This window comes from Variovorax multivorans (assembly GCF_051216835.1).
Classification (GTDB): domain Bacteria; phylum Pseudomonadota; class Gammaproteobacteria; order Burkholderiales; family Burkholderiaceae_C; genus Variovorax.
Genome location: NZ_JBPJZL010000006.1, coordinates 288,110 through 310,439, shown reverse-complemented (window position 1 = coordinate 310,439; position 22,330 = coordinate 288,110). Strand labels below are relative to the sequence as shown.

Sequence of the window (22,330 nt, the reverse complement as noted above, 5' to 3'; positions counted from 1 at the left end):
TCGGCGAGACGGGGTCAGAGCCCAAGGAGTAAAAGGCCGCGCAGTGCCTTATGGCAACCCAGGCGCCGGCATCTGACCCCGGCGCAAGCCCCGCGCGACCCACGGGAAAAAATCGGTGTGCTTACTTGCCGGTGAGCTTCTTGCGGACGTCGACACCGACGCCCTTGTTGACGAACTGCGTGGTGACCACCTTCGACAGATCGACTTCGCCCGGCTTGTACAAGCCGGCCTTGACCATCTTGTCGTAGAAGTCCTTCACGCGGGCCTCGTCCATTGCGCCGATGCCCTTGGTGAGCGATTCGCCGCTGTCGACGATGCCCATCTTCTTCATCAGCTCGATGGAGCCCTGCGAGGCAGCCACGGGCGAGTCGGGGTTGATCTTGGCGATCATCTCGTTGGCGGCCTTGTTGTCGCCGTAGAGGTAGTTGTTCCAGCCGATGATCGAGGCCTCGACGAACTTGCGCACCGTCTCGGGCTTGGTCTTGATCAGGTCGGCGCGCGTCTCGATGGTGGTCGAGTAGGTCGAGAAGCCGTTGTCGGCCAGCAGCTGCACCACCGGGTCGAAGCCGGCCTGCGCCTTGATCGACAGCGGCTCCGAAATGGCATAGCCCTGCTGAATGGACTTCTTGTCCGCCAGGAACGGGCCGACGTTGAAGGTGTAGGGCTTGAGCTGCGAGTCCTTGAAGCCGTGCTCCGACTTCATCCACTGCCAGAAGCTGAACTGGCCGTCCTTGCCGATGAAGGCCACCGGCGCCTTGGTCATGTCCTTGAAGGTGTCGAAGCCCTGGCCCGGGTGGGCGAACATGGCCTGCGGGTCTTTCTGGAAGAAGGCCGCGACCACCACCGTGGGCACGCCGTTCTTCACGTTGTCGAAGGACTGCAGCAGGTTGCCGGTCATCAGAAAGTCGACTTTGCCGGCCGGCAGCATCGGCCGGTTGTTGACCATCGGGCCGCCCTGCTGGATGTCGACGTCGAGGCCGTACTTCTTGTAGGTGCCGTCCACCAGCGCCTGGTAGAAGCCGCCGTGGCCGGCCTGCGCCTTCCAGTTGGTGGCGAACACCACTTTTTCCTGCGCCTGCGCGGCGAAGGCGGCGGCCGCGAGGGCCAGGCCGAAGGCAAGCGGTCGGAGATTGAAAGCGGGGATGCGCATGGGGACGGGCTCCTGTGGAGGTTTTGGAAAGTACGGTTGGGATGCGGAGACTAAATCGTTTCAGCGTCTTTTCAACGCTCGACGGCCATGTCGGGATGCCACCCGCGCGTCTTGCCGGGGTTCATCAGGCCCATCGGATCGCTGCGCTTCTTGAATTCGATCTGCTGCGTGTCGATGGTCTTCATGCCGCCGTCCTCGATGGTGACGACGTGCGGGTTGAAGATCTGGCAGCCGCCCTGCGACTCGATCTCGCGGATCACTTCGTACTGGTGGGCCTCACCCTTCCAGCGCACGAGCAGGATGCCGAAGGTGCCGCACTCGCCGTTGGCGCGCGCGAAGTCCTGGTGCTGCAGCACGTCGTCGCCGAAGATTTGCAGATGGCGCTCGACCACCGAAGGGTCGAAGGGCTGGGCGTAGGCCACCTGCAGGTAGGTCCAGCCGCGGTCTGCCTTCAGTGCCTGCAGCGTCGTGTGGTTGAACGCGCACTCGTAGGCGGGCGGCAGGCCATCGGCGAGCAGCTCGGCTTCGGTGCCTGCCACGGAGATCGTGCCGCCCTGCGCCTTGGCCAGCGCGCGGAAGTCCGCCATCGATTCGGGCGAGACCATCGCGAACACCGCATGACGGTCGGCCGGGAAGCGGTCGCGCATGGCCGTGTAGTAGGGCGAGAAGCGCGCCTCCACCGTGGACAGCAGGAAGATGTCGAGCGAAGGCGCCTGCGCCGCGATGCCGAAGTCGAGCGCGCCGCGATACGTGTCGAACAGCACCGTGCAGTGCACCCATTCGACCGCCGGGCTCAGCGCCACTTCCACGTCGAGGATCACGCCGTTGGTGCCGTAAGCGTGGTGCACCTGCTGGATCTCGTCGCCGTGCAGCTCGATGACGCGCGGCTCGCGCTCTACCGTCATCACCCGAGCGCGCAGCAGGTTGCCCGGGTCGCGCAGGATGCCGTGGCGGAACGAGCCGATGCCGCCGAAGCCGCCCGCGATGAATCCGCCGATGGACGCCACGTGCCAGGTCGATGGCCACATGCGCAGCGCCTGCCCGGTCTCGCGCGCGGCGAGGTCGATGTCGTGCATGCGCGCACCGGCCTCGACGCGGATGCGGCCGGGCTGGATGTCGAGCACGCGGCACATCTGCGTCACGTCGAGCACGATGCCGCCTTCCAGCGGCACGCACTGGCCGTAGTTGCCGGTGCCGCCGGCGCGCACGGTGAGCGGCAGCTTCCACTTGGCGGCCACGGCCGCGGCCTGCCGCACGTCGTCCTCGGTGCTGACCTTGACGACGAGGTCGGCCACGCAGCCCGCGAGCTGCGCGCTGAGGATGGGGCTGTACCAGTAGAAGTCCTTCGACAGCTGCTTGCGCTGGGCCGGCGCGGTGATGACGTTGAGTCCGCGCAGATCGGCGCGCACGGCATCCCAGTCGACGGCAGGCACGATGGTCCTAGCGTTCACGGCGCATTTCGCTTTCGTGCCAGTGCCCGAGCACCAGTCGCGACAGTGCCGCGAACACGATGAAGATCACGATGCCCAGCAACGACACCAGCAGCAGCGCCGCGAACATCATCGGGATCTCGGTGCGGAAGCTCGATTCGAGAATGCGCGATGCAAGACCCGTCTCCTTGCCCGCCGTGCCGGCTGTGAACTCGGCCACCACCGCACCGATCAGACTCAGCCCGCCCGCGATCTTCAGGCCCGCCATGAAGTACGGCAGTGCGCTGGGCGCGAGCAGATAGCGGAAGGTCTGCCACGGCGAGGCCTTGTAGAGCTGGAACAGGTCGCGAAGATTGCTGTCTGCGCTTTTCAGGCCGATGACCGTGTTCGACAGAATCGGGAAGAAGGCCACGATCCACGCACACAGCAAGAGCGCCGCCGTGGTGCTCGAAACGTAGATCAAGATCAGCGGCGCAATCGCGATGATCGGCGTCACCTGCAGGATCACCGCGATCGGAAACAGGCCGATTTCCACCCACTTGAAGAGCGCGAACGCAATGGCCAGCAGCACGCCGCCGACGATGGCCGCGGCGAGCGCGAGCAGCGTGAGCTTCACCGTGAACCACAGCGCGCTCGACAGCGAATCCCAGTTGTCGAACAGCGTGCGAAGAATGAGCGAGGGCGTGGGCAGGATGTAGTGCGGGATGTTGTTGGCACGAACCGTCCATTCCCAGATGAGCAGCAGCAGCACGACGATGCCCGCGGGCACGACGATGCGCAGCAGCGACTCGCGCCGGCGCAGCCTGTCTTCGTGCGCGCGCAGCGATGCCTCGGAGGGCGCCGCGTCCGCATTGGCATCCGCGAGGGCGACGGGCTCAGTGATCGATGTCGAGGCCATGCAGGGCTCCGTGCAGGGATTGCGACACGGCAGTGCAGTGCGCGTTGTAGCGGCTCGATGTGCGGAACTCTTCGCCGCGCGGATAGGGTTCGTCGATGCGGATCTCGTCGATCACGCGGCCCGGCCGCGCTGCCATCACCACGATGCGGTTCGACAGATACACCGACTCGTACACGCTGTGCGTGACGAACACGACCGAGAAGCGGTGCTCGCGCCAGATGGCCAGCAGGTCGTTGTTGAGTTTGATACGCGTCATTTCGTCGAGCGCGGCAAAGGGCTCGTCCATCAGCAGCAGGCGCGGGTGCGTGACCAGTGCGCGCGCGATCGACACGCGCATCTTCATGCCGCCCGACAGTTCACGCGGGTACACGTCGGCAAAGCGCGAGAGGCCGACCATTTCAAGCACCTGCTGCACCACCGGCGCGGCTGCATCGCGGCTCATGCCCGCGAGCTTGAGTGGCAGCCACACGTTGTCGAACACCTTGGCCCAGGGCATGAGCGTGGGCTCCTGGAACACGAAGCCCAGGTCGCGGTCGCTCTGCGTCTTTCCGGTGTTGGCACCCGACCAGTGCATGTCGCCCGAACTGAGGCGCGTGAGCCCCGCGATGAGGCGCAGCGCGGTGCTCTTGCCGCAGCCCGAGGGGCCCAGGAAGCTGATGAAGTCGTGCTCGCCGATGTCGAGCGTCATGCCCTGCAGCGCGAGCGTGCCGTTGGCGAAACGCTTGCTGACGTTGCGCAGGGTGACCAGCGGCGGGGTGGATGGCGTGGTGCTTTCCATGGTTGGTGCGAGCCTAGCGCCAGGCGGGTTGGTTGGCGAGGCGCGACAGGGGGAAGCGGTCGACCTCGTGCAGCAGCTCGACGAAGCGGCGGCCCACGTGGTCGAGCACCGCCGCGCCCTTTTCGGCGGTGGCGCGCGTGGCGTCGCCGGCGGCGCCCGCGGGGTTGATGTCATGCATCTGCCAGCCGAGCTTGCCGCTGGGTGTGATCGAGAGGAACTTGTTCTCGGCGGCCAGCTGCTCCGTCATGGAGCTGAAGTTCTGGAACTGGTCCTTGCGCACGTAGTCGGGCGTAAGGTGCAGCATGACCGAGCTCTCGAGGTCGCCGGCGTGGATGCCGTGCCTGCCTTCGTGCGCGGTGAACAGGCCTTCGGGCAGGCCCAGCGTGTACCAGTTGGCAGCCACGACCATCATGTCGTGAGCTTCGCGCAGGTCGCGCGCCACGATGTCCATCACGCTCATCTGGCCGCCGTGGCTGTTGTAGAGCACCAGCTTGCGCACGCCGGCTTTGGCAACACAGGCGCCGATGTCGGTCCACAGCGAGATCAGCGTGTTCGCCGACACGGTGAGCGTGCCCGGGTAGCGCGAGTGCTCGTTGCTCTTGCCATAGGGCACTGTGGGCAGGAACAGCACTGGCAGGTCGTCAGGCAGGTGCGGCAGCGTGGCGCGCACCATGCCGTCGATGGTGGCGGTGTCGGTCGACATCGGCAGATGGGGGCCATGCTGCTCGGTCGCGCCCACGGGCAGCACGGCGATCAGCCGTTCACGGTCGAGGCGGGAGAACTCTTCGCTGGTCAGGTCAGACCAGAAACGGCTGCGCAGTGGGGGCGGATTCATCGTGGTGTACCTCGTGGCGACGGACGGGATGATGGTCTAAATTATCCATGTGGTCAAAAAAGATTGGCTATCCGTAGATACCCGTTGACCTTTCATGACAATTCTCATGCAAGCCGCATGCCATCAAATTTGCTCGAATGGTCAAAAATTGACCCCGAGCGTCCGCCGCCCGGGGTTCACCAGCGCAGGCGCAGCCCCAGTTGCCCTTGCACGCCGGTCTGCTCGGTGATGCCGATGGCGCTGGTGTACGCCAGGCCGCCGTAGACCGCCAGCGTCTTGTTCACCTGGCCGACAACGCCGCCGCCGACTTCGAGCGCACTCGAGTTGCGGCGGTTCACGACCTGGTCGGTGGGCCCGAAGTAGAGCGCGTTGCTGCCGCTGAAGGTGTGCCACAGGTTGACCTTCAGGTAGGGCTTCCAGACACTGCCGCCCGCGTCGAAGCGGCCTTCGAGTCGCGCGCCCAGCCGGCCGGTGACGGCGTTGTCGCGCTGGAAGCGCACGGTGGAAAGGCCGTCATCGAAATCGTCGATCGAGCTGCGCTGCCAGATCAGCTGCGCCTGTGGCTGCAGCGTCACGGTGTCGCTCAGGGCAAACGGATAGCCCGCTTCCAGCGATGCGGTGATCGTCTTGCCGTGCGGCCTGCCGCCGCGGCCGAGCGTGGAAATCGCGTCGGTCTTGAAGCGGGTGGCCATGAGCACGGCGTCGCTGTACCAGCCGCTGCTCGCGATGCGGGTCCAGTACGCGCCAAGGCTGTAGCCCTCCACGCTCAGGCGGCCGGCCGCCTCGTTGGTGGCGCCGTCGGCGACGCCGCTCGCGCTGCCGCTGGCACGCGTGTAGCCGCCCAGCACGCCGACGCGGTGGCGTCCGCCGGCGGCGTCGGTGCCCACCAGGAAGTCATGGCCCAGCTGCAGGCCGTGGACGTTGCCGTCGAACTGCGGATTCGCATCGCCGCGCAGGCGCTGCCGTGTGCTCTCGCCGAACACGCGACCCCATGAGGCCTGCCGGCCTTCATCGTCTGAGAGCAGCTGTTGGTCGCCTTGCCGGTCGTGGAAGCTGCCCAGCTGCGCGAGCCCGAGGCGGCGCACCGCGATCGGCAGGGCGCTGTAGAGCGGGACCTCGGGCCGGTAGAGCTTGACCGGTTCCACCGACATGGCGGCCGGGGGCGCGCCGGGCACCGGCGGTGTTTCGTTGATGACCGCGAGCGCCTCTGTCAGCGAGCCCACCACGGTGCCGCCGACGAGATAGCCGCTGTTGCGCAGGTACCAGTTGTCGGGGTTGTTGCCGGCCGCGCCGCCGCGGAACAGCCGGTAGTTGTAAGCGCCGGCCTCGACCGCCTGGGTCAGCGAGAAGGCCGTGCCGGTCGTGGTGGCGCCGTTGAGTGCCTGCACCACCAGGATGCCGTCGGCCAGCGTGGGCGCGCCCAGGCCGCCGCGGTTGACGACGCGGATGCCGGTGCTGCCCGATGCCGCGCCGCCGTCGATCACGAGCTTGTCCGAGGGCGAGTTGTCGCCCGCCAGCACGGTGTTGACCTGCATCAGCGCGCCGCTGCCGCCGAAGTAGTTGCCGCGCACGGTGAAGGCGCCGAAGTTCACGCCGTCGTTGGGCCCGGGCAGCAGCGTGCCCTGGTTGGTCACGTTGCCCGCGAAGGTGCCGGTGCCGGCGACTGTGGTGCCGGGGAGCACGGTGATGACGGGGCTCGTCAGCGTCGCGGGGAGGTTGAAGCGGCCGGACTCCACCCGTATCGAGTCGGAGAAATTCGAGTCGGTCAGCCACGACCATTCGGTGCCGCGCATCGTCAGGTTCTGGAAATTGCGGAACGCGTTGTCCACCGTACCGGTGCCTTCGAGGAAGGTGCTGGCGGTTTTTCCGACGCCGCCGTCGGCGCCGCCCCGGATGACCGAGCCGGTCTGCAATATCAGCGTGCCGTTGCCCAGCGCGCCCATGTAGATCGCGTCGGTGTTGGCGGCGCCGCCGTGTCCTTCGATGGTGCCGGCGTTGACCAGCACGTCGTTGCCGTTCTGGCCGCGATAGCCGTAGCCATTGGCGCTCGACAGCGTGGCGCCGGCCCAGTTTTCCACACGCGAGAAGAAGCTGGAGCTGAGCGTGTTCGCGTGTACCGCATCGGCGCCGCCCGAGGGCGAGTTGGTGCCGGTGGTGGTGATGGTGCCGGTGTTCACCAGCAGATTGGCGACGAGGTTGCCGCCCTGCAGATAGACGCCCTTGGCCGACGTGCCGCTGACCGAGATGGTGCCGTTGTTGAACACCGTGTTACCCGGGCCCAGCATGGAGACGCCGTGCGAGCTGCCGCCCGTGGTGACGATGCTGCCGTTGTTGGTGATGAGCGTGCGCGTGCTGCTGTTCGACGTCACCAGGATGCCGGAGGTGTTGCCGCTCGTCGTGCGGATGGCGCCGTTGTTGGTCAGGGTGTTGTCGTTGCCCGTGGCGACCATCGCCGCGCGCGCTGAGCCCGAACCGCCCGAGACCGTGATGGTGCCGTTGTTCGTGATGGTGCTGGCATCGCGCACCAGCAGGACCTGCGTGGCGTTGGTGCTGAGCGTGGCGCCGTTGTTCACGGTGATGCTGACGCCGGTGCTGCCCGGCGCGGCAATCACGCTGGCCGAGCCGGTCGTCGCGCCGTCGCAGACCACGGCGGTGTTCGAGCCCGGCGTGGCGGTGGGCGCGCAGGCGGCATAGACGCCATCGGCGGCCAGTGTGGCGAGCGTTGCCGCAAGGCAGCGAACAAGAGGGGAAGGGGAAGGAGGGTGACGCGGAACCCGGTGCGATCGCGCGGTGCTCATGCTTGCTCCTTTGTTCTTGGTTGTCTCTCGTGCGTGCCCCAGGGCTGGGCGGTCGCTTCGCCATTTGCCGGGACATTTGGCACGATTAACAATCAGGAAACAATCGAGCGAATGTTTTCGTGTTGCTGTAGCGAGACGGCGCGGGCGCCGGTGCCTTTCAGGCCGCCACGGTCTGCGTCTTGCGGCGCGGCCACGGAATGAGCAGGCATGCGCCGAGCAGCGTGACAACGCCCACCAGGCCGCAAAACAGGGTCACCGAAAAGCGCGGGACGACGGTGCCCAGCGCGAACGAGACCGAGAAGATGCCCAGGTTGAGCAGGCTCGCGTGGTACGAGTTGATGGTGCCCCGGCAGCGCTCGGACAGGGCGCTCAGCCTGGCATGGTGCAAGGGCCCGGCGCAACCGTAGCCGAAGGCCCACGGCAAGCCGAGCAGCGCCAGCTGGGCCATCGACCCGACCGGCAGCATGAAGCCGAGCAGGCCCACGGCCGCGACGAGCGCGGCGCCCGGCAATGCAGCTTCGCCCGCCATGCGCTGCAGCTTGCCGCTCGCGAGATTGCCGGCGATCACGGCCAGCCCGTAGAAGCCCGCCAGCAGGCCGGTGTCGGTGGGAGACAGCGAGAGCTTCCGCGACGCGACTTCCGCCACCACCGCCCCGAACCCCGCGACCCAGCCGAGCCAGAGGTAGCTGGCCGACAGCCGGCGGCGGGCACCGGGCGTCTTCAGTGCTTCGCGGTGCGTGGCCATGAAGTCCATGTGCGCCGCATGCGAGCCGGCGCCGGGCACGCGGTCGGCGAAGGCGCGCGAAACCGCCAGCGCGGCCAGCACGGCGAGGGCGGCCAGCGCGTAGTAGGCCGATCGCCATCCCCACGTATCCGCCAGCCGCCCCGCCAGCACGGGTGTGACGACGAACGCCAGCATCAGGCCGATGAAGACGTGGCCCAGGCGCCTGCCCACCTGCTCGGGCGGCGACTCGTCGGCCACCAGGGCCAGCGCATTGGGCTGCACGACGGCCGCGCACACGCCGGCCAATGCCGACAGGACGATGGCGGCCAGCAAATGGGGTGCACTGGGAATGAGCGCGCTGAGCAGCGCGAACCCGAGCAGCCCCGCCAGCAGCGGCCGCTTGCGTCCCCACCGGTCCGACAGCGGCCCTGCCAGCAGGGCCACCGCGCCATAGCTGAGCCCGTAGGCGGCGGGCAGGTAGGCGATGGCACTGGAGCGAACGCCGAAGTCGGCGCTCATGGCGCCCATCATCGGGCCGGCGAGCACCTCCGCCGAACCGATGAGGAAGAGGCAGCCGAAGAGCGTTGCGATCTGCGAGGTCTTCATGCTCATCGCCGCACTACATAGCGCGTGACCACAGGCGGCGATTCACCGAGGTGAAAGGCCAGCCGCCGCTCGCGCAGCGCCATGTCGCTGGCCGTCGCGCGGTTGAAGCGGCGCAGGTGGTCGGTCCACGACTCGTCGACGATCTGCTCCACATAGCGCTCCGGCTGCGCGATGTCGTGCAGCAGCTCCCAGCCGATGGCGCCCTGGCTCAGGCGCGCGCGGCGCGTCTGCTGCATCACGAGGTGAAAGGCGGCGGCGCGGGCCGGGTCGATCATGAATTCGACAGTGATGACCACGCGGCCGTTTTCCTGCGGTGCCTCGGTCGGCGGGCCGGCGGCCCAGCCGGCTTGCGCGGGGCTCGTGTCGTCTTCGCCGCTCACGTCGGTCACCCAGCGCAGGGCCATGAGCATCAGCAGCGTGCCGCTGATGGCGGCGACGGAAAGACTGGCGATCAGCGAGGTGACCGTGGCCACCTGCCCCCAGATCGCCGCGCCGATCGCGCTCGCGCCCATGATCGCCATCTGGTACATCGACATGCCGCGCGCGCGCACCCAGTCGGGCAGCGCGAGCTGGGCCGACACCGACAGCGAATTGGCCACCGTGATCCATGCCATGCCGCCGAAGAACATCGCCGGCACCGCAACCCATGCGTTGGGCGCGAAGGCCATGACGGCGGTGGCGCCCGACTGCAGCAGCGTGCCGCGCAGCACCAGCTGGTCGCGCCCCAGCGCCTGGCGCAGCCGCGGCAAAAACAGCACCGCGATGATCGCGCCCGCGCCCATGGCCGCCAGCAGCAGCGTGAAGGTGCCTGCGCCGCCGCCCTGGAGGTTGCGCGCCAGCAGCGGCAGCAGCGCCAGCAGGGCCGTGGAGTGAAAGAAGAAGATCGAGATGCGCGTGAGCACCGCCCGCATGCGCTGCGACTGCCGCACGAACTGCACGCCCACGCGCATCGCGCTGACGAGCTTCTCGCGGCCCAGCGGGTTGGGCGTGTGCTCGCGCCGCCAGCGCAGCACCACGAAGCCCGAGGCCACCGACAGCACCGCGTTCAGCGCAAAGACCCAGATGCTGCCCGCGCTCGCGATCAGCATGCCGGCCGTGAGCGGGCCGACGATGCGCGACGCGTTCATCGCGATGCCGTTCAGGCCGAGCGCGGCCGGCAGCTGCGGCCGCGGCACCAGCTCGGGCACGATGGCCGCGAACACCGGCCAGCGCAGCGCCAGGCCGATGCCGTTGGCGAAGGTGAGCGCCAGCAGCAGCGGCGCGGTCATGAGGTCGAGCGCCAGCGCGGCGCACAGCACGATGGCGGTGCCGGCCAGCCAGAACTGCGTGGCCACCAGCCAGCGCCTGCGGTCGAGGATGTCGGCCAGCGCGCCGCTGGGCAGGCCCAGCAGGAACACCGGCAGCGTGGAGGCCGACTGCACCAGCGCCACCCAGATGGGCGAGGTGGTCAGTGAGGTCATCATCCACGCGGCTGCCACGTCGTTCATCCACATGCAGATGTTGGCGACGAGCCAAGTGCTCCACAGCATGCGGAACACGGGGAGCTTGAGGGGCTCGAGGGCCGCGAGCTTCGTTGGCTGCGGCCGCGCGGGCGGGATCGGTGTCTCTTCGGGGGATATGGGCGGCATGTGCCGCTATTGTGGCGCGGCCTGCCTGCGGCCTATCCCCGGTCGCTGCGTGCCAGGCGGTGTTCGAGGCGGCGCAGCATCGTCGTGAGCACCAGTGTCATGACCCAGTAGATGACCGAGATCGCAAGGTACGGCTCCCAGTAGCGCGCATACGCGCCGGCCACGGTGCGCGCGGCGTAGGCCAGCTCGGCCAGCCCGATTGCGGAGACCAGCGAGGTGTCTTTCAGCAGCGCGATGGCGTTGTTGCCCAGCGGCGGCAGCATGCGGCGGAAGGCCTGCGGCAGCACCACATAGCGCATCACCTGCGCGGGCGAAAAGCCGATCGAGCGGCCGGCATCGAACTGTCCGCGAGAGATCGACTGGATGCCCGCGCGGAACACTTCGGAGATGTAGGCCGCCGAGTTGAGCGTGAGCGCCACCACGCCCGAGATGAGCGCGCCGTGCTCCTGCTTGAGCGTGCGCGCGAGTTCGCCGTCGATCAGGATGCCCGAGGTCGGGTGGATGAACACCGGCATCACCGCGAAGTGGATCAGCAGGATCTGCACGAACAGCGGCGTGCCGCGAAAGAAGCTCACGTACACCGTGGCCGGCCAGCGCAGGAAGAAGCGCGCGACCCAGGTCCACGGCGCGTGGCGCGGGTGCGCCAGGCGCGCGAGCGCAAGGCACAGCCCCCAGCTGGAACCCAGCAGCACGCAGACCACCGTCATGCGCAGCGTCATCCAGGCGCCCTGCCAGAACAGGTCCTTGTATTCCACGAGGATGTCCCAGCGGAACCATCCGAAAAGCAGCACTGGTTGTTCCATGCTTGCGTCCTCAACTCTCAGTCAACGAAAAACGAAACGGCCGCGTGAGGGCGGCCGTGTTCAGGGAAATGCCGTGCGGCTCAGCGCACGTTCGGGTCCTTGTTGAACCACTTCTTGTAGATCGTCACGTAGCTGCCGTCGGCGCGGATGGCCGCGAGGCCGGCCGTGAGCTTGTCGAGCAGGGGCTTGTCGCCCTTCTTCACGACGATGCCGAAGCCCTCTTCGGGGAAGGACTTGTCGTCCAGCGTCTTCAGCTCGGGGTTCTGCGCCACGCGATAGGCAATGACGCCGTTGTCACCCATGGCGGCATCGACGCCGCCGCCGGCCAGCTCGGAAATGATGAGCGGCGTGCTCTCGAAGCGGCGGATGTCGGGGTTGGTCTTGCCGAATTCGCGCGAGGCGATGTCGTCGGCGGTGGAGGCGCTGACCACGGCGATCTTCTTGCCGGTCAGGTCCTTCAGCGAGGCGACCTTGCTGTTCTTCGGCAGCGCGATCAGCTGGCGGGCCGCGAAGTAGGGAGGCGTGAAGTCGTAGCTCTGCTTGCGCTTCTCGTTGATGGTGACGCCCGAGATCACGAGGTCGACGTCGCCGTTGTTCAGCGCGCCGAAGATGCCGGTGAAGGGCGTGTTGACGATCTTGATCTTCAGGCCCTGCTGCTTGGCGATGGCGTTGATGATGTCGATGTCGAAGCCGACGATCTGCTTGTCCTTGTTCTCGAAGGCGAAGGGCGCGTAGGTGGCGCTGGAGGCCACTGTCAGTTCGCGGTTCTGGGCCTGGGCGCCAAGGGCGAGCGTGGCGGCAGCGAGGCCCAGGGCCAGTGCGCGGCGGAGTGGATTCATTCGGGGTCCTTGCTTTTTCGCCGTCCGGCGGGAGGTGGTGGGCGGGGATTTTAGGCTGTCGCTATCGGTCGTCCCCGGGGCGCTCCCCGGAGTGCGGGGCTAACTAAGGTTCTCCGGGAGAGATGAAGGGCATCGGGGAGTGATCGTGGCCTGCTGACTAGTATCCGGAGCTTTCCGGTTCAGGAGCCTTGCATGACGACCCCGCGGCTTGCTTTTCTTCTCTGTGGCATCGGTCTCGCATGGAGCGCCACGGGCGCATTGGCCGCCGATCCTCCGGCGCCGCGCTTCGATCCGCAGCGCCTGTCGCAGATCGTGAAGACGGTCTCCGGCGACGACTTCGAAGGCCGCGCACCGGCCACCCCGGCGGAGGCCAAGACGGTCGACTATCTCGTGGCCCAGTTCAAGGCCGCGGGCCTCGCACCCGGCGGCGATCTCGAAAATGGCCGGCGCGGCTGGACGCAGTCGGTGCCGCTGGTGAAGACCGAGTTCCACGGCACGCCGCGGCTCATGCTTCAGGTGGGGGCGCATAGCGACGCACTCGTGCAGGGCGAGCAGATCGCGGTGCGCGCCGCGCTCGACGGCTCGACCGCGGTTGCGATCCAGCAGGCGCCGCTGGTCTTCGTGGGCTACGGCGTCAGCGCGCCCGAGCGGCGCTGGGACGACTACAAGGGTGTCGACCTGAAGGGCAAGATCGCCGTCGTGCTGGTGAACGACCCCGATTTCGAAACCGGTGGAAACGGTACTGGCGACTTCGGCGGCAAGGCCATGACCTACTACGGCCGCTGGACCTACAAGTTCGAAGAGGCCGCGCGCCGTGGTGCGCTGGGCGTGCTGATCGTGCACGAGACCGCGCCGGCCGCCTATGGCTGGGCCACGGTCAAGAACTCCAACACCGCGACCATGCTCGACATCGAGCGCGAAAAGCCGGCCGCCGTGCATCCGAAGCTGGAGGGCTGGATCCAGCGCGAGGTGGCGGTCGATCTGCTGCGCCGCGCGGGCCTGGACTTCGAGGCGCAGAAGAAGCTCGCACAAACGCGCGAGTTCCAGCCGCAGCTGCTGAAGGACGCGAGCCTGTCGGCCGAGTACGCGATCGATAGGCAGGTGATCGTCTCGAAGAACGTGGTGGGCCGCGTCGAGGGCCGCAAGCGGCCCGGCGAGACGGTGATCTACAGCGCTCACTGGGACCACCTGGGCGTGGGCGCGCCCGATGCCAAGGGTGACAGGATCTATAACGGCGCGGTCGACAACGGCACCGGGCTGGCCGCGCTGATCGAGATGGGCCGCGCCTTTGCGAGCGCGCCCAGGAAGCCCGAGCGCTCCGTCGTCTTCCTGGCTGTGACGGCCGAAGAACGCGGCCTGCTCGGCTCCGAGTACTACGGCGCCAAGCCGCTGTATCCGCTGGCGCGGACCGTGGCCGTCATCAACATGGATGCGCTCGGCCCGGAAGGCCCGGCGCGCAACTTCAGCACCTCGGGCAGCGCGTCTTCACAGCTGCAGGACCTGCTGGTCGAACAGGCCAAGGGGTTCGGCCTGGCCTATGCGCCGGACCCGCACCCCGAAGCCGGCTATTTCTTCCGCTCCGACCATTTCTCGTTTGCCAAGCGCGGCGTGCCGGCGCTGTCCTTTGCCTCGGGCAACGACCTGGTGGAAGGCGGCCTCGCTGCCGGCGAAGCGGCCAGCAAGGCTTACACCGCCGAGCGCTACCACCAGCCGGCCGACGAATGGCGCGCCGACTGGTCCTTCACCGGCATGGCGCACGACCTGCCGCTGCTCTACCGCGTGGGCGAGACGCTGGCCAACAGCCGACGCTGGCCCGAGTGGGGGCAAGGGTCGGAATTCCGCGCGATCCGCGAGGCCAGCCGCGGGGAGCGGCGCTGATCCAAGAAGCCTAAGACGCGCGCGGGCGGGCGGCGCCGCCGAGATGGCCCAGCGGCAGCGCACTGCTGGCCTTGACCTCGCCCAGCGAGAAACTGGTGTGCAGGTCTTTCACGTTCGGCAGGTTCATGAGGTGCTGGCGCGCGAAGATCGAGAAGCTGTCGAGGTCCTGCGCCACCACCTGCAGCTCGAAGGTGCCGGTGCCGCTGATGTAGTGGCAGGCGATCACGTCGGGCAGCTTGCGGATCGCGTCTTCGAGCCTGCGGGTGGCTTCGTGGGTGACGCGCTCGGTGTCCACGCGCACGAATGCGAGCACGCCCAGCCCGATCTTGTGGCGGTCGATCTCGGCGTGGTAGCCCTTGATGAAGCCGGCCTCTTCCAGCGCGCGCACCCGGCGCCAGCAGGGCGCGGCCGAGAGGCCCACGCGCTGCGCAAGCTCGGCATTCGTGAGGCGGCCGTCGGCCTGCAGTTCTTGCAGGATTGCGAGGTCGAACTTGTCAATGCTTTCCATGGATGGCAATCTTAAGCAAGATTCTTTCTGGAAGCGGGTTTTTCAGGGCAAAGAACGCAAACACCTGTCGCGGACCCCGGCATACACTTTGCACGATCATGGGCTCGTGCCCTACCCGGGCACAGACCCACAGTAATCAGCCAGGCTCACAAGGCCCTGCCATACGGAGACAAAGAACATGAATGCACCGCTACCTGCGCACATTCGCAAGGCCCTGGAGACCGTCACGCTCGACGACAAATACTCTCTGGACTACGGCCGTGCCTTCATGAGCGGCGTCCAGGCCCTCGTCAAGCTGCCCATGCTGCAGCGACTGCGGGACCAGCAGGCCGGCAAGAACACCGCCGGCTTCATCAGCGGCTACCGCGGCTCGCCGCTCGGCGGCTACGACCAGGCGCTGTGGAAGGCCAGCAAGTTCCTCAAGGAACAGAACATCGTCTTCCAGCCCGGCGTGAACGAAGAGCTGGCCGCCACCGCACTGTGGGGCACCCAGCAACTGGGCTTCTCCCCGCAGGGCACCAACAAGTTCGACGGCGTCTTCGGCATCTGGTACGGCAAGGGCCCGGGCGTGGACCGCTGCTCCGACGTGTTCAAGCACGCCAACATGGCCGGCACCACCGAGTTCGGCGGCGTGATCGCTGTGGCGGGCGACGACCACATCTCCAAGAGCAGCACGGCCGCGCACCAGAGCGACCACATCTTCAAGGCCTGCGGCACGCCGGTGTTCTTTCCGGCGAACGTGCAGGAAATTCTCGACCTGGGCATTCACGCCTTCGCGCTGAGCCGCTTCTCGGGCGTGTGGTCGGGCATGAAGACGATCCAGGAGATCGTCGAGTCGAGCGCCACGGCCATGATCGATCCCGAGCGCGTCGAGATCGTCATTCCCACCGACTTCGAAATGCCGCCCGGCGGCCTGCACATCCGCTGGCCCGACCATGCGCTGGAGCAGGAAGCCCGGCTCATGCACTACAAGTGGTACGCCGCGCTGGCGTACATCCGCGCCAACCGGCTGAACCACAACGTCATTCAAGGCCCGAACGACCGCTTCGGCATCATGGCCAGCGGCAAGGCCTATAACGACACCCGCCAGGCGCTGATCGACCTGGGCCTGGACGACGCGGCCTGCCGCCAGCTCGGCATTCGCCTGCACAAGGTGGGTGTGGTGTGGCCGCTCGAAGCGCAGCTCACGCGCGAGTTCGCCACCGGCCTGCAAGAGATTCTGGTGGTCGAGGAGAAGCGCCAGGTCATCGAATACCAGCTCAAGGAAGAGCTCTACAACTGGCGCCCCGACGTGCGGCCCAACGTGGTCGGCAAGTTCGACGAGGGCGAGGTGCACGCGGCCGAGGGCTACTCCGGCGGCGAATGGTCGATGCCCAACCCGACCTCGCACACGCTGCTGCGCGCCAACGCCGACCTGAACCCGGCGCTCATCGCCAAGGCCATCGCCACGCGCCTCAGGAAGACCGGCCTGCTGGCCGCCGCGGGTGCCGACATGGCCGCGCGCATCGACGCGCAGCTCGCCATCCTCGAAGCCAAGGAGCGTTCGATGGTGGTGCAGCAGGCTTCCACCAGCGTGGTCGACGCCACGCGCCAGCCCTGGTTCTGCTCGGGCTGCCCGCACAACACCAGCACCGTGGTGCCCGAAGGCTCGCGCGCGATGGGCGGCATTGGCTGCCACTTCATGGCGACCTGGATGGACCGCTCCACCATCGGCTTCACGCAGATGGGCGGCGAGGGCGTGCCGTGGGTGGGCCAGCAGCCCTTCACGACCGACCAGCACATCTTCGCGAACCTGGGCGACGGCACGTACTTCCACAGCGGCCTGCTGGCTATTCGCCAGAGCATCGCGGCGGGCGTGAACATCACCTACAAGATCCTCTACAACGACGCGGTCGCCATGACGGGCGGCCAGCAGGTCGGCGAGCGGCCCGAAGGCCACTCGGTGCTGCAGATTGCCGAGAGCCTGCATGCAGAGGGCGCCAAGAAGGTCGTCATCGTCACCGACGAGCCCGAGAAGTACGAGGGCGTGAACATCCCCGGCGACCACGTGGCGGTGAAGCATCGCGACCTGCTCGACGACGTTCAGCGCGAGTTCCGCAAGATCCCCGGCACCACGGCCATCATCTACGACCAGACCTGCGCCACCGAGAAGCGCCGCCGCCGCAAGCGGGGCACGGCCGTCGATCCGGCCAAGCGCGTGGTCATCAATGAGCTGGTCTGCGAAGGCTGCGGCGACTGCAGCGTGCAGAGCAACTGCCTGAGCGTGGAGCCGTTGGAAACCGAATTCGGCCGCAAGCGCACCATCAACCAGAGCAGCTGCAACAAGGACATGAGCTGCCTGAAGGGCTTCTGCCCGAGCTTCGTGACGGTCGAAGGCGGCCAGCTCAAGAAGAAGAGCAAGAACAAGGCGGCCACGCCGGCCGAGTTCGGCCTGCTGCCCGAGCCCGCGATTCCGTCGCTGGTCGGCGGCAAGGTCTGGGGCGTGGTGGTGGCGGGCGTCGGCGGCACCGGCGTGATCACCATCGGCCAGCTGCTGGGCATGGCCGCGCACATCGAGGCCAAGGGCATCGTCACGCAGGACGCGGCCGGCCTTGCGCAAAAGGGCGGCGCCACCTGGAGCCACGTGCTCATCGGCGACACGCAGGACGACATTCGCACCACGCGCGTGGGCACCGCAGCGGCCGACCTGATCCTGGCCTGCGATCCGCTGGTCACGGTGAATGCCGAAACCATGGCGCGCATGCGCGAAGGGCGCACGCACGTGGCGCTCAACAGCCACAGCGCACCGACGGCCGCCTTCGTGCGCAACGCCAACTGGCAGAACCCCGAAGACGCCTGCGCAGCCGAGATCGCGCGCGCCGTGGGCATCGACGGCATGGGCACCTTCGACGCCGACGCCGCCGCGACCACGCTGATGGGCGACACCATCTACGTCAACCCGATGATCCTGGGCTACGCCTGGCAGAAGGGCTGGATCCCGCTGGAGCACGAGTCGCTGATGCGCGCCATCGAGCTGAACGCCGTGGCCGTCGAAAACAACAAGACGGCGTTCGAGTGGGGCCGCCAGGCGGCTGTGCGCCCGGAAGAACTGCAGAAGCGCGTGCGCCCGGGCCAGGTCATCGAGTTCAAGAAGCGCGAGTCGGTCGAGAGCCTCGTGGCGCGCCGCGTGGAGTTTCTGACCGGTTACCAGAACGCGGCCTATGCCGACGAATACCGGCAGTTCGTAGGCAAGGTGCAGCAGGCCGAATCGGCCACAGGCAAGAGCACGGCGCTGACCGAGGCGGTCGCGCGCTACCTGTTCAAGCTGATGGCATACAAGGACGAGTACGAAGTCGCCCGCCTGCACACCGACCGCACTTTCCTCGATCGCGTCGAGGGCATGTTCGAAGGTGACTACAAGCTCAACTACCACCTGGCTCCGCCGATCATCGCGAAGAAGAACTCCAAGGGGCAGCTGCAGAAGCAGAAGTTCGGCCCCTGGATGCTCACCGGCTTCAGGTTCCTCGCGAAGCTCAAGGGCCTGCGCGGCACGGCGCTCGACATCTTCGGCCGCACCGAAGAGCGCAAGACCGAGCGTGCACTGATCGGCGAATACCGCACCAGCATCGAGGAAGTGATCGGCGCCCTGCGCGCCGACAACCACGCGCTGGCGCTGGAGATCGCCAGCCTGCCCGAGCAGATCCGCGGCTACGGCCACGTGAAGGATCGCAACCTGGCGGCCGCCCGCACCCGCTGGAGCGAGTTGATGGCCAAGTGGCGCAATCCGCAGGCGCAGCGCGTGGCGGCCTGATTTTCAGGGCCGGTTGATCATGCAAAGGGCGCCCATGGGCGCCCTTTGCTATTGAAAACGTAGCAAAACACGATCAACCCGAATAGCAGGAAAGCCCTCCCCACCGCGCCGGATAAGCGCGCAAAGCGGCCATCCGCCCCGAATACAATGCCCGGTGCTGTGCGCGGCCAAGCCCCGCGAAGCTTTGATTTGCGGCCCGTTTCCCTTGTGGCCGCGAAGCCGCGAAGAGGCGGAATGACGGACCCCGGTCCGCGCTCCTCTCGTTTTCTCTTCCCTCTGCTGGAGACTCTCTTGTTCATTTCCTCTGCTTTCGCCCAGACCGCGCCCGCTGCAGCCGGCGGCGGTGACATGTTGTCTTCCCTCGGCAGCATGCTGCCCCTGGTGCTGATGTTCGTGGTGCTGTATTTCGTCATGATCCGGCCCCAGATGAAGCGCCAGAAGGAAGCCCGCGCCATGATCGAAGCCCTGGCCAAGGGCGACGAAGTCGCCACCGCCGGCGGCGTGCTCGGCAAGATCACCTCGCTGGGCGACCAGTACCTCGGCCTGGAGATCGCCAACGGCATCGAGATCAAGATCCAGCGCAGCGCCGTCGTGCAGGTCCTGCCCAAGGGCGCCGTCAAATAAAAGCGTGAGCCGAGCCTTGCGCTTTGCGGCGCAGGGCCCCATTTCACGCCGTGTTCCATTTCTGAAAAGCTTGTAAAAAGCGCCCTCTCATGAACCGTTACCCGGTCTGGAAGTACGCGATCATCGTGATCGTGTTGCTCGTGGGACTCGTCTACGCCCTGCCCAATTTCTTCGGTGAGGCGCCTGCAGTGCAGGTGTCGGCGGCCAAGTCCACCGTCAAGATCGATGCGGCTACCCAGGCCAAGGTCGAAGGGTTGCTCAAGACAGCGGGCCTCACGCCCGATCTGCTGAGCCTCGAACCCACCGCGGTGCGTGCGCGCTTTGCCACCACCGACGACCAGATCAAGGCACGTGACACGCTGCAGCAGGCGCTGGTGCCCGATGCGGACGACCCCTCTTACGTGGTGGCGCTGAACCTGGTGTCGCGCTCGCCCTCGTGGCTGACCGCGCTGCACGCCTTCCCGATGTACCTGGGCCTCGACCTGCGCGGCGGCGTCGACTTCCTGTTGCAGGTCGACATGCGCGGCGTGCTCGACAAGAAGGCCGAGTCCTTCGCCGGCGACATCCGCATGGGCCTGCGCGAAAAGAAGGTGCGCGGCAGCGCCGTGAACCGCAACGGCCAGACCGTCGAGATCACGCTGCGCGACGCCGACAGCGTGGAAACCGCCCGGCGCCTGATCCAGGACCAGATGCCCGACCTCACCACGGTCGAGAGCCAGCAGGGCTCCGAATGGCGCATCGTGGCCAGCATCAAGCCCGAAGCTGCCCGCCGCATCCAGGACGCCGCGCTCAAGCAGAACGTGACCACGCTGCACAACCGGATCAACGAACTCGGCGTGGCCGAGCCGGTGATCCAGCAGCAGGGCATCGACCGCATCGTCGTGCAACTGCCCGGCATGCAGGACCCGGCCCAGGCCAAGCGGATCATCGGCCGCACCGCCACGCTCGAAATGCGCCTGGTGGACGAAAGCGCCGAAGGCCGCTCAGCCGAACTGAACGGCGGCCCGGTGCCCTTCGGTTCCGAGAAATTTCTCGACCGCTCGGGCCGTCCGGTGATCGTTAAGAAGCAGGTGCTGGTCACCGGCGAAAACCTCACCGACGCGCAGCCCGGCTTCGACCAGCAGAGCAACCAGCCCAAGGTCGACCTGACCATGGACTCCAAGGGCGGCACCATCATGCGTGACGTCAGCCGCGAGAACTACAAGAAGCGCATGGCCATGCTGATCTTCGAGAAGGGCAAGGGCGAAGTGCTCACGGCCCCGTCGATCAACGGCGAGCTGGGCAATCGCTTCCAGGTGTCGGGCTCGATGACCGTGGCCGAAGCCAACGACCTCGCGCTGCTGCTGCGCGCCGGCTCGCTGGCCGCGCCGATGGAAATCATCCAGGAACGCACCATCGGCCCGACGCAGGGCGCGGAGAACATCAAGAAGGGCTTCGACAGCGTGATGTACGGCTTCGCCGCGATCATGGTGTTCATGTGCATCTACTACGCGCTGTTCGGCCTGTTCTCGTCGATCGCGCTGGCCGTCAACCTGATGCTGCTGGTGGCCATTCTCTCGATCCTGCAGGCCACGCTCACGCTGCCGGGCATCGCGGCCATGGCGCTTGCCATCGGCGTGGCCATCGACTCCAACGTGCTGATCAACGAGCGCGTGCGCGAAGAGCTACGCAACGGGGCGTCGCCGCAGGCGGCCATCCATGCAGGCTACGAACGCGCCTGGGGCACCATCCTCGACTCCAACGTGACCACGCTGATCGCGGGCATCGCGTTGCTGGCCTTCGGTTCGGGACCGGTGCGCGGCTTCGCGGTGGTGCACTGCATCGGCATCGTCACCTCGATGTTCTCGGCGGTGTTCTTCTCGCGCGGCCTCGTGAACTTCTGGTACGGCCAGAAGAAGAAGCTCAAGACGGTGTCCATCGGCACGGTCTGGCGCCCCAAGACCGACGGCGCTGCCGTGGCCGAAACGAAGTAAGAGGCAGAAGAGACAGTCATGGAATTCTTCCGCATCCACAAGACCATCCCGTTCATGCGCCACGCGTTGGTGCTGAACATCGTTTCCTTCGTCACCTTCGCGCTGGCGGTGTTCTTCCTGCTCCACCGCGGGCTGCACCTGTCGGTGGAGTTCACCGGCGGCACGGTGATGGAAGTCGCCTACACGCAGTCGGCCGACGTGGGCAAGGTCCGAGAAATCGTCGGCACGCTGGGCTACACCGAAGTGCAGGTGCAGAGCTTCGGCAAGTCGGTGCAGATCCGCCTGCCCGTGAAGAAGGGCGCAACTTCCGCCCAGCAGAGCGCCGAGGTGATGACCGCGCTGAAGGCGGCCGAGCCGACGGTGGAGCTGCGCAGCAACGAATTCGTCGGCCCGCAGGTCGGCGACGAGCTCACCACCAACGGCCTGAAGGCCCTGGCCATGGTGGTCGTCGGCATCATGATCTACCTGGCGTTTCGCTTCGAATGGAAGTTTGCGCTGGCTACCGTGCTGGCCAACCTGCACGACGTGGTGATCATCCTGGGCTTCTTCGCCTTCTTCCAGTGGGAGTTCTCGCTGGCGGTGCTGGCGGCGGTGCTGGCGGTGCTGGGGTACTCGGTGAACGAGTCGGTCGTGATCTTCGACCGGATCCGCGAGAACTTCCGCCGCTACCGGAAGATGTCGACCACCGAGATCATCGACAACGCGATCACCTCGACCATCAGCCGGACCATCATCACCCACGGCTCCACCCAGCTGGTGGTGCTGTCGATGTTCTTCTTCGGCGGCCCGACCCTGCATTACTTTGCGCTGGCCCTGACCATCGGCATCTGCTTCGGCATCTACTCGTCGGCCTTCGTGGCGGCGGCAATCGCCATGTGGCTCGGCGTGAAGCGCGAAGACCTGATCAAGGGCGGCCCGGCCAAGCGCGATGGCGAGTCCGAAGACGACCCGAACGCCGGCGCCGTGGTCTGACGGATACTTCGGGGTTCAACAAAGCGGTGGCGGCAGCGCTGCCACCGCGGTTTGCAGGCAACGCCGGGCACTCTCCACACTTGTGCGGTAGCGCTT

16 protein-coding genes are annotated in these 22,330 nt (G+C 66.9%); 5 read left to right on the top strand and 11 right to left on the bottom strand.

Features of this window, described 5'->3' with window-relative positions:
• Positions 1-121: 121 nt before the first annotated feature.
• The 10 genes from ACSFCA_RS17670 to ACSFCA_RS17625 all read right to left on the bottom strand — a co-directional run bounded on the left by ACSFCA_RS17670 (position 122) and on the right by ACSFCA_RS17625 (position 12,489).
• On the bottom strand, positions 122-1,150 hold the full coding sequence (locus ACSFCA_RS17670) for an ABC transporter substrate-binding protein (RefSeq protein ID WP_435460362.1): 1,029 nt from the start codon (positions 1,148-1,150) through the stop codon (positions 122-124).
• A gap of 71 nt (positions 1,151-1,221) precedes the next feature.
• Positions 1,222-2,601, bottom strand: a complete 1,380-nt coding sequence (locus ACSFCA_RS17665; protein WP_435460363.1) for an FAD-binding oxidoreductase — start codon at positions 2,599-2,601, stop codon at positions 1,222-1,224.
• Positions 2,591-3,478, bottom strand: a complete 888-nt coding sequence (locus ACSFCA_RS17660; protein WP_435460364.1) for an ABC transporter permease — start codon at positions 3,476-3,478, stop codon at positions 2,591-2,593. Before ACSFCA_RS17660 ends, ACSFCA_RS17665 begins: the two co-directional genes overlap by 11 nt.
• Positions 3,456-4,256, bottom strand: a complete 801-nt coding sequence (locus tag ACSFCA_RS17655) for an ABC transporter ATP-binding protein (protein ID WP_093055344.1) — start codon at positions 4,254-4,256, stop codon at positions 3,456-3,458. The genes ACSFCA_RS17660 and ACSFCA_RS17655 overlap by 23 nt, the downstream gene beginning before the upstream one ends.
• Positions 4,257-4,269: 13 nt before the next feature.
• Entirely contained in the window at positions 4,270-5,091 is an 822-nt protein-coding gene (locus ACSFCA_RS17650) for a creatininase family protein (RefSeq protein ID WP_093076220.1), read from the bottom strand.
• 176 nt (positions 5,092-5,267) lie between these two features.
• The gene (locus tag ACSFCA_RS17645; RefSeq protein ID WP_435460365.1) at positions 5,268-7,889 is read right to left on the bottom strand and encodes an autotransporter family protein; all 2,622 of its coding nucleotides are present in this window, start codon (positions 7,887-7,889) and stop codon (positions 5,268-5,270) included.
• A gap of 157 nt (positions 7,890-8,046) precedes the next feature.
• Positions 8,047-9,219, bottom strand: coding sequence for an MFS transporter (locus ACSFCA_RS17640; protein ID WP_435477128.1), 1,173 nt, complete (start codon positions 9,217-9,219; stop codon positions 8,047-8,049).
• Positions 9,220-9,221: 2 nt separating this feature from the next.
• Entirely contained in the window at positions 9,222-10,847 is a 1,626-nt protein-coding gene (locus ACSFCA_RS17635; protein WP_435460367.1) for an MFS transporter, read from the bottom strand.
• A gap of 32 nt (positions 10,848-10,879) precedes the next feature.
• Positions 10,880-11,650, bottom strand: coding sequence for an amino acid ABC transporter permease (locus ACSFCA_RS17630; RefSeq protein ID WP_093076217.1), 771 nt, complete (start codon positions 11,648-11,650; stop codon positions 10,880-10,882).
• An 80-nt stretch (positions 11,651-11,730) separates the two neighbouring features.
• The gene (locus ACSFCA_RS17625) at positions 11,731-12,489 is read right to left on the bottom strand and encodes a basic amino acid ABC transporter substrate-binding protein (protein WP_435460368.1); all 759 of its coding nucleotides are present in this window, start codon (positions 12,487-12,489) and stop codon (positions 11,731-11,733) included.
• A 192-nt stretch (positions 12,490-12,681) separates the two neighbouring features.
• Here ACSFCA_RS17625 and ACSFCA_RS17620 point away from each other — a divergent pair, with 192 nt between their 5' ends.
• Complete coding sequence (locus ACSFCA_RS17620; RefSeq protein ID WP_435460369.1) at positions 12,682-14,367, top strand: M28 family metallopeptidase; 1,686 nt, start codon at positions 12,682-12,684, stop codon at positions 14,365-14,367.
• 10 nt (positions 14,368-14,377) lie between these two features.
• Here the strand turns inward: ACSFCA_RS17620 and ACSFCA_RS17615 are convergent, their stop codons facing one another.
• Positions 14,378-14,875 (bottom strand): Lrp/AsnC family transcriptional regulator, encoded by a 498-nt coding sequence (locus tag ACSFCA_RS17615; RefSeq protein ID WP_435460370.1) that lies wholly within the window; start codon positions 14,873-14,875, stop codon positions 14,378-14,380.
• A gap of 178 nt (positions 14,876-15,053) precedes the next feature.
• Here ACSFCA_RS17615 and ACSFCA_RS17610 point away from each other — a divergent pair, with 178 nt between their 5' ends.
• From ACSFCA_RS17610 to secF, 4 genes are all read left to right on the top strand, one after another.
• Positions 15,054-18,665 (top strand): indolepyruvate ferredoxin oxidoreductase family protein, encoded by a 3,612-nt coding sequence (locus tag ACSFCA_RS17610; protein WP_435460371.1) that lies wholly within the window; start codon positions 15,054-15,056, stop codon positions 18,663-18,665.
• A gap of 291 nt (positions 18,666-18,956) precedes the next feature.
• Positions 18,957-19,289 (top strand): preprotein translocase subunit YajC, encoded by a 333-nt coding sequence (gene yajC, locus ACSFCA_RS17605; RefSeq protein ID WP_013544185.1) that lies wholly within the window; start codon positions 18,957-18,959, stop codon positions 19,287-19,289.
• A gap of 89 nt (positions 19,290-19,378) precedes the next feature.
• Positions 19,379-21,262 carry a protein translocase subunit SecD gene (secD, locus tag ACSFCA_RS17600; protein WP_258352259.1) on the top strand — a complete coding sequence of 628 codons (1,884 nt, stop codon included), beginning with the start codon at positions 19,379-19,381 and terminating at the stop codon, positions 21,260-21,262.
• An 18-nt stretch (positions 21,263-21,280) separates the two neighbouring features.
• Entirely contained in the window at positions 21,281-22,234 is a 954-nt protein-coding gene (gene secF, locus ACSFCA_RS17595; protein WP_093055365.1) for a protein translocase subunit SecF, read from the top strand.
• Positions 22,235-22,330: the final 96 nt, after the last annotated feature.